Consider the following 11907-nt stretch of genomic DNA (forward strand, 5'->3'; position numbering starts at 1 on the left):
TTTTAGTTTTTTAACCATTGCTGTTTTAACCAATGGCGAATCTGTCCAGAATATTGACTGAGCGATTTACCGATTAACACAATAATCAGCAATGCGCCTGATAACGCACTGGAAATTTCATTAGCAATCCCCACCATTTGTAACCCCTGTTGTAAATAGCCGATGAGCAAGGCGGCGATTGCCGTACCAATAATCGAACCTGCCCCACCATAAATATTCGCTCCACCCAATACCACAGCGGTAAGCACGGGCATTAATAAAGAACTGCCGAGATCAGAACGGGCGGAACCAAAATAAGACACCAGTAAGACGGCAACAAAGGCGGCTACAAAACCGATTAACGCATAGATAATAAATAGAGTTTTGTTGATTGGCACGGCACTATAACGTGAAGTTCGCTCACTTTGCCCAATAAAGAAAATGCTGCGACCGACGGTGGTTTTGTGCATTAATAACCAAAATACCAAGGTCATTAGGGCAAAATAAATCATCGGGGTTGGAATGGAGAACAACGTTTGATTAGCAAAATCCAATAGGCTATCAGGAAATCCGCCAATGCCTTCATAACCCGTTGCCCCAGCGAATCCTGACAACAATAATGCACCGCCGCCATATAAATACATCGTGCCTAAGGTAATGACTAAGGGATTGACTTTGGTATAAATCACTAACAACGCATTGAGCAAGCCACAAAGTCCACCCACCACAAAAGTCAGCGTGATTGCCAACGGCAACGGCATCCCTACTTTAAAAAGCAAGCCTAATACAATGGCACAAAGTCCCACGGTAGAACCAAAGGATATATCCATTCCACCGCTTACAATAATTAAGGTGAGTGGCAAAGCAAGCATACCGATATAGATAAAATCGCTGGTACTATAAAGTAATACATTGAGTTCCAACATTCGTGGATTAACAAGACCAAACCCCAAAATTTCTACGACCAGCAAAATCAATAAGGCACTTTCCCAACCATATTTTTTGAAAATCATCTTTTCCCCCTAGGCTTTTTCATCATCTTTTAGAAAACGGGCATAACGCTGTTGCGTGATATTTTTCGCAATCATCACTCGCAACCGTCCATCAAAAATCAACACGAGCAACAACACCAAGCCAGCTACAAAGTTATTCCAATAGGCTGGCACTTTGAGCAACACTAAAATACTGTCAACTTGAATCAAGAAATACGCCCCGAGTACTGCCCCGATCACATTGCCTGAGCCGCCCAGTAAGCTAATCCCCCCGAGGACACAAGCGGCAATGGCTTTCATTTCTAATCCTGCCCCTGTGGAATTAGGCACAAAGCCAATTTGGGAGGCGAATACAATCCCTGCGAGTGCTGCCATTGTGCCGTTAAGGGCAAAAGCCAATAATCGCACTTGATTAATTTTCACCCCCAGTTGCAACGCTCCTTGTAAGTTATCGCCCACGGCATAGAAATGACGACCAAAGGCAGATTTGGCTAATAACAAGTAAGTCAAGCCAATGAATGCCATAATCAGCCAACCAATCGGCGAGATCCCAGCAAAAATCGGTTCAGATAAAGTTTTCAGGGATTGTGGTAAGCCTTCAATCCATTTACCGCCTGTGATGAGCAACATAATGCCTTTGTATAAGCCCAATGTGCCTAAGGTGGCAACAATGGCTGGAATCCGCAACAATGACACCAACACCCCATTAAATAAGCCAGCGAAAAAGCCTAACATCACGGTAAGCAGCACCGCCGTAGACAACGCAAAACCGGCGTTAAGCAACGTCCCCACCACCACGGCACATAAGCCCATTGTTGATCCCACCGACACATCAATATTGCGAGTTAAAATGACAAAGGTTGCCCCCATCGCCAGTAAAATCACAATTTGTGCCGAACTAAAAATCATCGTGAGCGTTTGCCAATGAAATTGCCCATCGCCAAATGCCAGTACCAAAAACAGCAAGGCAATGGCGGATAAAATGGTTAATTCACGATTATTTTGAATAAATTTCCACATCATTCACTCCTTTATTCATCACCGTTGAACGCTTTGTGCATAATGTTTTTCTGATTAATATCCGCCCCCATTAAAGGCTGACTCAATTCCCCATCGTGCATCACCAACACCCGATCCGACATCTTCTCAATTTCTTCCAAATCCGAGGAAATAAACAAAATCGCCACATTTTGTGTGGCAATGCCACGAATCAATTGATAAATATCCGCTCTCGCCCCCACATCCACGCCCCTTGTGGGTTCGTCCACAATTAACAAGGCAGGATCCGCATCCAAGCATTTGGCAATTAACACTTTTTGTTGATTACCACCAGACAGTGTGCGAGCAGGTTGATTTTCATCACTAAATTTAATCCCAATGGCTCGATGATAACGTTCCAAAATGGCACTTTCTTTGGCTGAATTGAGCCAAAAATCACCTTGGTGATAGGTGAATGCACAACTGTTCCACGTCAATGGCGAATCCAAATACAACCCCGAGGCTTGTCTGTCTTCGGGCAAATACACAATGCCTGCTTGTAACCGTTGTTGAATGCTGGTGTTGTTCATTTCTTCAGAATTAAAGAGAATTTCACCGCACTTTTCTTGGCGTAAGCCATATAGGGTTTCGGCAAGTTCCGTGCGACCAGCTCCCACCACACCTGCCAGCCCTAAAATCTCCCCAGGGTACAACTCAAAAGAAATATTCTTAAAACCTTCGCCCGTGAGATTTTTCACTTGTAAAATCGGTTTAGTACTGTCTTTAATGCGGTGATGACCAGGTAATTCCAGCCAAAGTTTTTGCGACTCCGACATCACTGTTTCTTTAGCCTTTGGCGTAATCGCCGTAATCACATCGTCTTTGTTTAATGCGTGAGTTTGCCCCGTTAAGGCAATATAACCATCTCGCATCACACTCACCCGATGGGAGATTTGCCACACTTCGGGCAATTTATGGGAAATAAACACAATGCCCACGCCTTTTTCTAACAGCGAATGAATTTTATGAAACAGATTCTCTGTTTCTGCTGGCGTAAGGGAAGCGGTGGGTTCATCTAAAATTAAAATGGACGCATCACGCATTAACCCACGCATAATTTCAATCAGTTGCTGATCTGCCACATCCAAAAGACCTGCTTGCATTTCAAGGTTTAAATGCGAGTTCAATTCCTGTAAAAGTGCGGTCAATTTTTCGTTTAAATTTTGCGTTTTCACCAAGCCAAACAGAATATTCTCCTTGACCGTTAAACTCGGAAAAAGCAAGGGTTCTTGTGGCACCAAATAAATCCCTAACTGATGAGCTTTGGTCGGGGATAATTTGCTATAAGGTTGCCCCTTGATTTCGAGTATCCCCGTATCTGGATTTTCAATACCTGCAATGATTTTCATCAAGGTCGATTTACCTGCCCCATTTCCGCCTAATAAGGCGTGGACTTCACCAGCGTATAAAGAAAAATCAATGCCCTTTAACACGCTGACGCCTGAGAAAGACTTGCTGACTTGATGTACCGCCAGTAAACAGTCGGATTGATCATATTGTTCTGTCATCATAACGCTCCTTGGAGAGTGATCAAATGTATTTATAAAATATCATTTGATTCGTATTGTATAGAATAAATAACTGAAAAAATGTGATCTAGTTCACAATTTTGAAAATTTACTGCCAATTTTTCTCAAATTTGTGATCGAGATCACAATTTTAAGAAAATCTTAAATGAACATTTGATTATTTTATAAAACAGATGAATAATATAGACATATTATAAAGGGAAAGCAGAATGAACGATATCGATTTAGAAATTCAAGCTCAAGCCATGAGTGAAGAAGAGCTGTTAGCTCGCATTGCTTGGTTTTATTACCACGACAACTTAACCCAAAATGACATTGGCGAACGCCTGAATATTCCCCGTTTAAAAGTTTCTCGCTTATTGGAAAAAGGGCGACAAATGGGCATTATTAAAGTGGAAATTCACTCCGCCTTTACGGGTTGTTTTGAATTAGAAGAAGCCCTGCAACATCATTTTCAATTAAAGCATATTCGGGTGTTGCCAGCCTTGGAAAGCCACGATGTCAATGAACGCCTTGGCAATGGGGCTGCACAGTTATTGGCTTCCCTGTTGAAACCGCAACAATTACTCGCCATTGGTTTTGGTGAAACCATTATGCAAACCATTAAATTCAGCAATGAATTTATCACCAACAACAACATTAAATTAATCACTTTATCAGGCGGTGTCGGTCCTTATATGAAAGGCATTGGGCAGCTAGACGGATCTTGTTCCGTGAGTATGATTCCAGCTCCGTTGCGTGCGTCATCGGTTGAAGCAGCAAAACTCTTTAAACGAGAATCCTGTGTCAAAGATATTATGTTAGCCGCCACGGGGGCGGATGTCGCCATTGTGGGCATTGGGGCAACCTTGCAAAAAGGACAAGCCACGCTATTACGCACGGGTTATATTAGCGAACAAAAACAACAAGAAATCCGTCAGCAAGGGGCTGTGGGCGATATTCTCGGTTATTTTATGCAAAAAGATGGCACCTTATTGCCGAATATGCCCTTACACGATGAACTCATTAGCTTGCCTTTATCCGATTTAACCAAAATCCCGAATGTGATCGGCGTGGCGGGTGGCGAAGATAAAGTGGAAGCAATTTTAAGTGCATTACAAGGAAAATACATTAATTCATTAGTCACAGAGGAAAGAACCGCTCGTCTGATGTTGGCACAGTTGGTTTAGGGCGTAATTTTCTCTCACAAGGAGAACAATATGGAAAATTCAACGGCTTATTTAATGGCTCTCGATGCGGGAACTGGCAGTGTGCGTGCGGTGATTTTTGATCTCAACGGCAATCAGATCATCAGCTCACAACAAGAATGGACGCATTTATCCGACCCAAATATTCCAGGTTCAATGGAATTTGATCTCCAGCATAACTGGCAATTGACCAGCGATTGTATCCGTGATGCACTTGTACAATCGCAAATCCCAGCGGAACAGATTGCCGCCATTTCCACTTGCTCTATGCGAGAAGGCATTGTGCTGTATGATCAAGCGAAAAACCCCATTTGGGCTTGTGGCAATGTGGATGCCAGAGCCAGTGAAGAAGTGAGTGAACTCAAAACCTTAAATGATCATCAATTTGAACAGCAAGTTTATGCGGTGTCTGGACAAACCTTGGCATTAAGTGCCATTCCACGGCTACTTTGGCTCGCTCATCATCGTCCTGATATTTACCGCCAAACCAAAGCCATTTCAATGATCAGCGATTGGCTTGGTTTTATGCTAAGTGGTGAATTAGCCGTTGAACCGTCCAATGCTGGCACCACTGGCATATTAAATTTGCACACTCGCCAATGGCAACCTGAATTATTAGAGATGGCGGGATTACATTCCGATATTCTCACGCCGGTGAAAGAAACGGGCGAATTATTGGGCTGTGTGCAAGCCGACATTGCTCAACAAACGGGATTAAAAACGGGTACGCCCGTGATTGTGGGCGGTGGCGATGTGCAACTGGGTTGTATTGGTTTAGGTATTACTGAAGCCTCACAAGCGGCGATTATTGGCGGCACATTTTGGCAACAAGTCGTCAATCTTCCGCATCCCGTTACCGATCCGCAAATGAACGTGCGAGTCAATCCACACGTTATTTCGCCCATGGTGCAAGCGGAATCCATTAGTTTTTACACAGGTTTAACTATGCGGTGGTTTCGTGATGCCTTTTGTGAAGAAGAAAAAATCTTGGCAAAACGTCTTGGCATTGATACTTATACCTTACTTGAACAAATGGCAGAAAATGTTCCCGTGGGAGCAAATGACGTGATCCCGATTTTCTCCGATGCCATGCACTTTAAATCTTGGTACCACGCCGCCCCGTCTTTTATTAATTTGTCCATTGACGCACAAAAATGCAACAAAGCCACCTTGTTTCGTGCCTTAGAAGAAAACGCCGCCATTGTGTCTTCTTGCAATCTCGATCAAGTCAAACAATTTTCAGGGGTAAATTTAAGCGAAATCGTCTTCGCAGGCGGTGGCTCAAAAGGGCGGTTATGGAGTCAAATTCTAGCCGATGTCACGGGCTTAACCGTAAAGATCCCCGTCGTTAAAGAAGCCACGGCATTAGGCTGTGCCATTGCCGCAGGTGTGGGCGTGGGGCTTTATTCTTCACTTTCCGAGGCAGGCAAAAAACTGGTGAAATTTGAACGCACGCATCAACCCAACCTTGAAAATCACCAGCTTTATCAAGCCCACAAAGCCAAATGGGAAAATGCTTATTCAGCACAATTGAAATTGGTGGATAATGGTGTAGTGAACTCACTTTGGAAAGCACCAGGGTTGTAAAACTGCGGTGAAAAATCATAAATTTTCTAACAGAAAATCCTAGCAATCGCTGGGATTTCTGAACTAGTTATCATCAAACGGATTAAACAACTTCACCCTCAATACTAGGGCGTGTTCCTAGAAAATAAGTGCGGTAAAAAATAGCTATTTTTTCATTCTACTTAAGGATCTTGATACATAAAAATCAACATCTTCTTCCGAATAGCCTAACAGTAAACCGATCTTCTTTTCGTTTTCTGGAATAAATTCTCGAATTTTAATCAATTCAGCTAATAAATCCGCCTCTTTCTCCGCTTCTGGCTTATAAACAATTTGAGCGGTAAAATCAAATTCAGGGGAAGGCAAAATCAAGACTTCTTTTAGCCGAAATATACCTGATTTTATATAGGGAATGAAACACTCGGGGAATTCATAATCGCTAAAAAAAAAGGGCGATATTTTTCTGACCATTTCGCATTAACTCAAATTCTTTGCCTTCGTGGGGGCCGATAGTACCTTTCATTTTCATCTCTTTTACCGTTCTCTAACAAAAAAGCTCAGCAATCGCTGAGCTTTTCTTTATTTTGATTATCGAAGATTAAGCAACAACTGCTTTTTCAACGACACGAACCAATGTCCAAGATTTGGTTTTTGAGATAGGGCGAGATTCTTTGATCTCAACCACATCACCAATTCTTGCTTCGTTATTTTCATCGTGAACGTGTAATTTAGTAGTGCGGCGGATAAATTTACCCAATAGTGGGTGTTTCACTTTACGCTCAATGGCGATAGTGAAAGATTTATCCATTTTATCGCTGATTACACGACCTTGAACTGTACGAATTTTATCAGTCATTACTCACCCGCCTTTTCGGTTAACACAGTTTTAATTTGTGCAATACTACGACGCACTTGTTTTAACTGATGGGTTTGTTGAAGCTGACCGGTGGCTGCTTGCATACGCAATTTGAATTGTTCACCTAAAAGGTTCACTAACTCAGCATTCAGCTCTTCAACGTTTTTGTTTCTTAGTTCTTGAGCTTTCATTACATCACCGTCTTAATTACGAACGTTGTTTTAATTGGAAGTTTCGCCGCTGCTAATGCAAATGCACTGCGAGCGATTTCTTCTGAAACTCCGTCCATTTCATAAAGTACTTTACCTGGTTGGATAAGCGCTACCCAGTATTCCACGTTACCTTTACCTTTACCCATACGAACTTCTAATGGTTTTTCAGTAATTGGTTTGTCTGGGAATACACGAATCCAGATTTTACCTTGACGTTTAACTGCACGTGTCATCGCACGACGAGCCGCTTCGATTTGACGCGCTGTTAAACGACCGCGACCAACCGCTTTTAAACCGAATGTACCGAAGCTGACTTCAGTACCTGCGGCTAAACCACGGTTGCGTCCTTTGTGGACTTTACGGAATTTTGTACGTTTTGGTTGCAACATTTAGCAGTTCTCCTTACTTACGACCTTTGCCACGTGGTGCCTTTTTAGGCTGGGCAGGTTGTTGTTCTGGTTGTTGTGCAATTGCAGCCATTCCACCTAAAATTTCACCTTTGAAGATCCACACTTTTACGCCGATTACGCCGTAAGTTGTATGTGCTTCTGCAGTGTTATAATCGATGTCCGCACGCAGTGTATGTAATGGCACACGGCCTTCACGATACCATTCTGAGCGTGCAATTTCTGCACCACCTAAACGACCGCTTACTTCAACTTTGATACCTTTAGCACCTAAACGCATGGCGTTTTGTACTGCACGTTTCATCGCACGGCGGAACATTACACGGCGTTCTAATTGAGAAGCAATGCTGTCTGCAACTAATTTTGCATCTAATTCAGGTTTTTTCACTTCAGCAATGTTGATTTGAGCAGGCACACCAGCGATTTTCGCTACTGCGTTGCGTAATTTTTCAACATCTTCGCCTTTTTTACCGATAACGATACCTGGGCGAGCTGTGTGAATAGTAACACGAATGCTTTTTGCAGGACGCTCAATAGTGATGCGTGACACTGAAGCACTCGCTAATTCTTTATTCAAGAATTTACGTACGTTGAAATCGCCTTCTAAATTATCGGCGAAGTCTTGTGTATTCGCGAACCAAGTAGAGCTCCAAGGCTTAACAATACCTAGGCGAATACCATGTGGATGGACTTTTTGACCCATTTGCTATTCCTCTACGATTAACGATCTGACACAACCACAGTGATGTGGCTTGTACGTTTTAAAATGCGATCTGCACGGCCTTTGGCACGTGGCATAACACGTTTCATACTAGGACCTTCGTCAACGAAAATCTTAGCGACTTTGAGATCATCGATATCTGCACCGTCATTGTGCTCGGCGTTAGCAATCGCAGACTCAAGAACTTTTTTCACTAAAGCCGCGGCTTTTTTGTTAGTGTAAGTTAAGATCTCAAGTGCAGCTGCTACTTTCTTACCACGGATTAAATCCGCAACTAAGCGAGCTTTTTGAGCTGAAGTGCGAGCGTAACGATGTTTTGCGATAGTTTCCATCTTTTACCTCTTACTTCTTAGCTTTTTTATCCGCAGCGTGACCGCGGTATGTACGAGTCGGTGCAAATTCGCCTAATTTATGTCCGATCATTTCATCGGAAACATAAACAGGAACGTGCTGACGACCATTATGGACTGCGATGGTCAAACCAATCATTGATGGAATGATCATTGAACGACGGGACCAAGTTTTAATTGGTTTTTTATCCCCGCTTTCCACCGCCTTCTCTACCTTCTTCAACAAGTGTAGGTCAAGGAAAGGACCCTTCTTGAGAGAACGTGGCATGGCTTATCCTCTTTAGTTAATAAAATTATTTGCCACGACGACGTACGATGAATTTATCAGTACGTTTGTTGTGACGAGTTTTCTTACCTTTGGTCTGAACGCCCCAAGGAGTAACAGGGTGTTTACCGAAGTTACGACCTTCACCACCACCATGTGGGTGATCTACTGGGTTCATTGCAGTACCACGAACGGTAGGACGGATACCTCTCCAACGGCTTGCACCTGCTTTACCAAGTACACGCAACATATGTTCAGAGTTACCGACTTCACCGATGGTCGCTACACATTCTGCTAATACTTTACGCATTTCGCCAGAACGTAAACGCAATGTCACGTAGTTACCTTCACGAGCGATGATTTGTACATAAGCCCCTGCAGAACGGGCGATTTGACCGCCTTTGCCAGGTTTTAATTCAACGTTATGTACAGTCGAACCAACTGGAATATTACGCATTGGTAATGAGTTACCCACTTTAATTGGTGAGTTTACGCCAGCTTGGATTTGATCGCCTACTGATAAGCCTTTTGGTGCTAAGATGTAACGGCGTTCACCGTCTTTATAAAGCACTAATGCAATATTGGCAGAACGATTTGGATCATATTCAAGACGCTCAACAACCGCTGGAATATCCAACTTATTACGTTTAAAATCAACTAAACGATAATGTTGTTTATGACCACCACCGATATGACGAGTAGTGATACGTCCTAAATTATTACGACCACCCGTTTTAGATTTGGTATCTAATAACGGTGCATAAGGTTTACCCTTATGTAATTCAGGGTTCACGATTTTAACAACGTGACGACGACCAGCGGAGGTCGGCTTACATTTAACGATAGCCATTTCTAATTTCTCCTCCTAATTACTCTGTCGCACCTTCAGCGAAGTCCAAAGATTGTCCTTCTTGAAGTGTAACATAAGCTTTTTTCCAGTCGCTACGGCGACCCACTTTCGCACCACGGCGTTTAGTTTTACCTTTAACAACCACAGTACGCACTGAATCTACTTTCACTTCGAAAAGTTGAGCAACTGCGTTAGCAATTTCAACTTTATTGGCATCTAATGCCACTTTGAAAACGATAGTGTTTGAGCCTTCAGCATTATTTGTTGCTTTCTCAGAGATAAGCGGTGCTTTAAGCACACTTAGCAAACGTTCTTGTTGAATCATGCTAACATCTCCTCAATTTGTTTTACTGCATCCACAGTAACTACCACTTTATCGAAAGCAATTAAGCTCACCGGGTCGATACCTTGAACATCACGCACATCAACTTTGTATAAGTTGCGTGCCGCTAAGAATAGATTTTCATCTAAACTTGCAGTAATGATTAATGCGTCTGTTAACGCTAAATCTTTTAATTTTTGAACTAATGACTTCGTTTTTGGTGCATCAATTTCGAATTTTTCCACCACAACCAAACGGTCTTGACGAACTAATTCAGAAAGAATGCTTTTAATTGCACCACGGTACATTTTTTTGTTCACTTTTTGGCTGTGATCTTGTGGTTTCGCAGCAAATGTGATACCACCAGAACGCCAGATTGGTGATTTAATATCACCAGAACGTGCACGACCTGTACCTTTTTGACGCCAAGGTTTTTTACCTGAACCAGACACTTCAGCACGAGTTTTTTGTGCACGAGAACCCTGACGAGCACCTGCTGCATAAGCAACAACCACTTGATGAATTAACGCTTCATTAAACTCACGTCCGAAGGTAGTTTCAGAAACGCTGAGTGCGTTAGCACCGACAACTTGTAATTCCATCTCTATCTCCTGACTTACGCTTTAACCGCTGGTTTCACGATAACATTACTATCAGTTGCACCTGGAACGGCACCTTTGACTAATAATAATTTACGCTCAACATCAACACGAACAACTTCAAGTGATTGAACAGTTACACGTTCAGCACCTAAGTGTCCAGCCATTTTTTTACCTTTAAACACACGACCTGGGGTTTGGTTTTGACCAATAGAACCAAGTACACGATGTGATAAAGAGTTACCGTGAGTTGCATCTTGAGTACGGAAATTCCAACGTTTAACACCACCTTGGAAACCTTTACCTTTAGATGTACCAGTAACATCAACTTTTTTAACATCTGCAAAGATGTCAACATTAATTTCTTGACCTAAAGTGAATTCTTCACCTTCAGTACGAAATTCCCATAAACCGCGACCAGCTTCAACACCTGCTTTCACGAAATGACCAGCTTCTGGCTTAGTTACACGACTTGCTTTTTTAGAGCCAGTAGTAACTTGAACAGCAGAATAGCCATCGTTTTCAAGAGTTTTCACTTGAGTCACACGGTTGGATTCAATTTCGATAACGGTAACTGGAATTGACACACCGTCTTCAGTGAAGACACGCGTCATACCAACTTTACGACCGACTAAACCAATCATTGTAATAACCTCTTAAATTAACCTAGGCTGATCTGCACGTCAACGCCGGCAGCCAGATCTAAACGCATAAGTGCATCAACAGTTTTTTCTGTTGGCTCAACAATATCAACTAAACGTTTGTGCGTACGGATTTCATATTGATCACGTGCGTCTTTATTAACGTGTGGTGAAATCAATACGGTAAAACGTTCTTTACGAGTTGGTAAAGGAATTGGACCACGAACTTGTGCACCAGTACGTTTAGCTGTTTCTACGATCTCCGCCGTAGATTGATCGATCAAGCGATGATCAAATGCTTTTAAGCGGATACGGATTCTTTGGTTCTGCATTAGACCAGAGCTCCAATAATTTTTAGCTAATAAAAAACTGACACCATCACCTTTAACTTCT

Annotated in this window: 17 protein-coding genes; 2 read left to right on the forward strand and 15 right to left on the reverse strand. The window is 42.6% G+C overall.

Features of this window, described 5'->3' with window-relative positions; translation table 11 throughout:
- Positions 1–2 precede the first annotated feature (2 nt).
- The 3 genes from lsrD to lsrA are packed head-to-tail and all read right to left on the reverse strand — an operon-like array spanning position 3 to position 3517.
- The gene (gene lsrD / locus ACTG7L_RS08215; protein WP_439328134.1) at positions 3–992 is read right to left on the reverse strand and encodes an autoinducer 2 ABC transporter permease LsrD; all 990 of its coding nucleotides are present in this window, start codon (positions 990–992) and stop codon (positions 3–5) included.
- Positions 993–1001: 9 nt separating this feature from the next.
- Positions 1002–1991: an autoinducer 2 ABC transporter permease LsrC gene (gene lsrC / locus ACTG7L_RS08220; protein WP_439242709.1), complete on the reverse strand. Its 990-nt coding sequence runs from the start codon at positions 1989–1991 to the stop codon at positions 1002–1004.
- Between the two features lie 11 nt (positions 1992–2002).
- Entirely contained in the window at positions 2003–3517 is a 1515-nt protein-coding gene (gene lsrA, locus ACTG7L_RS08225; protein ID WP_439328156.1) for an autoinducer 2 ABC transporter ATP-binding protein LsrA, read from the reverse strand.
- Positions 3518–3747: 230 nt separating this feature from the next.
- Here lsrA and lsrR point away from each other — a divergent pair, with 230 nt between their 5' ends.
- Positions 3748–4707 (forward strand): transcriptional regulator LsrR, encoded by a 960-nt coding sequence (lsrR, locus tag ACTG7L_RS08230; protein ID WP_439328135.1) that lies wholly within the window; start codon positions 3748–3750, stop codon positions 4705–4707.
- Positions 4708–4737: 30 nt separating this feature from the next.
- The gene (lsrK, locus tag ACTG7L_RS08235; RefSeq protein ID WP_439328136.1) at positions 4738–6312 is read left to right on the forward strand and encodes an autoinducer-2 kinase; all 1575 of its coding nucleotides are present in this window, start codon (positions 4738–4740) and stop codon (positions 6310–6312) included.
- A 144-nt stretch (positions 6313–6456) separates the two neighbouring features.
- Here the strand turns inward: lsrK and ACTG7L_RS08240 are convergent, their stop codons facing one another.
- The 12 genes from ACTG7L_RS08240 to rpsJ all read right to left on the reverse strand — a co-directional run bounded on the left by ACTG7L_RS08240 (position 6457) and on the right by rpsJ (position 11846).
- Positions 6457–6657, reverse strand: coding sequence for a hypothetical protein (locus tag ACTG7L_RS08240; protein WP_439328137.1), 201 nt, complete (start codon positions 6655–6657; stop codon positions 6457–6459).
- Positions 6658–6889: 232 nt separating this feature from the next.
- On the reverse strand, positions 6890–7147 hold the full coding sequence (gene rpsQ, locus ACTG7L_RS08245) for a 30S ribosomal protein S17 (RefSeq protein ID WP_386695009.1): 258 nt from the start codon (positions 7145–7147) through the stop codon (positions 6890–6892).
- Positions 7147–7338, reverse strand: a complete 192-nt coding sequence (rpmC, locus tag ACTG7L_RS08250) for a 50S ribosomal protein L29 (RefSeq protein WP_078239930.1) — start codon at positions 7336–7338, stop codon at positions 7147–7149. The genes rpsQ and rpmC overlap by 1 nt, the downstream gene beginning before the upstream one ends.
- Complete coding sequence (gene rplP / locus ACTG7L_RS08255) at positions 7338–7748, reverse strand: 50S ribosomal protein L16 (protein WP_386687911.1); 411 nt, start codon at positions 7746–7748, stop codon at positions 7338–7340. Before rplP ends, rpmC begins: the two co-directional genes overlap by 1 nt.
- A 13-nt stretch (positions 7749–7761) precedes the next feature.
- On the reverse strand, positions 7762–8469 hold the full coding sequence (rpsC, locus tag ACTG7L_RS08260) for a 30S ribosomal protein S3 (RefSeq protein ID WP_132299970.1): 708 nt from the start codon (positions 8467–8469) through the stop codon (positions 7762–7764).
- 17 nt (positions 8470–8486) lie between these two features.
- Entirely contained in the window at positions 8487–8819 is a 333-nt protein-coding gene (rplV, locus tag ACTG7L_RS08265; RefSeq protein WP_012072223.1) for a 50S ribosomal protein L22, read from the reverse strand.
- Positions 8820–8829: 10 nt separating this feature from the next.
- On the reverse strand, positions 8830–9105 hold the full coding sequence (gene rpsS / locus ACTG7L_RS08270; protein WP_005539416.1) for a 30S ribosomal protein S19: 276 nt from the start codon (positions 9103–9105) through the stop codon (positions 8830–8832).
- A gap of 25 nt (positions 9106–9130) precedes the next feature.
- Positions 9131–9952 carry a 50S ribosomal protein L2 gene (gene rplB, locus ACTG7L_RS08275; protein WP_386687928.1) on the reverse strand — a complete coding sequence of 274 codons (822 nt, stop codon included), beginning with the start codon at positions 9950–9952 and terminating at the stop codon, positions 9131–9133.
- 19 nt (positions 9953–9971) lie between these two features.
- Complete coding sequence (gene rplW / locus ACTG7L_RS08280) at positions 9972–10277, reverse strand: 50S ribosomal protein L23 (RefSeq protein ID WP_386687930.1); 306 nt, start codon at positions 10275–10277, stop codon at positions 9972–9974.
- Positions 10274–10876 (reverse strand): 50S ribosomal protein L4, encoded by a 603-nt coding sequence (gene rplD / locus ACTG7L_RS08285; RefSeq protein WP_386691562.1) that lies wholly within the window; start codon positions 10874–10876, stop codon positions 10274–10276. Before rplD ends, rplW begins: the two co-directional genes overlap by 4 nt.
- Before the next feature lie 14 nt (positions 10877–10890).
- Positions 10891–11517, reverse strand: coding sequence for a 50S ribosomal protein L3 (gene rplC, locus ACTG7L_RS08290; RefSeq protein ID WP_386687933.1), 627 nt, complete (start codon positions 11515–11517; stop codon positions 10891–10893).
- Between the two features lie 17 nt (positions 11518–11534).
- Positions 11535–11846, reverse strand: a complete 312-nt coding sequence (gene rpsJ / locus ACTG7L_RS08295) for a 30S ribosomal protein S10 (RefSeq protein WP_001181005.1) — start codon at positions 11844–11846, stop codon at positions 11535–11537.
- Between the last annotated feature and the right edge of the window lie 61 nt (positions 11847–11907).

Origin of the sequence: Lonepinella sp. BR2357 (genome assembly GCF_051851525.1) — a bacterium.
Classification (GTDB): Bacteria; Pseudomonadota; Gammaproteobacteria; order Enterobacterales; family Pasteurellaceae; genus Lonepinella.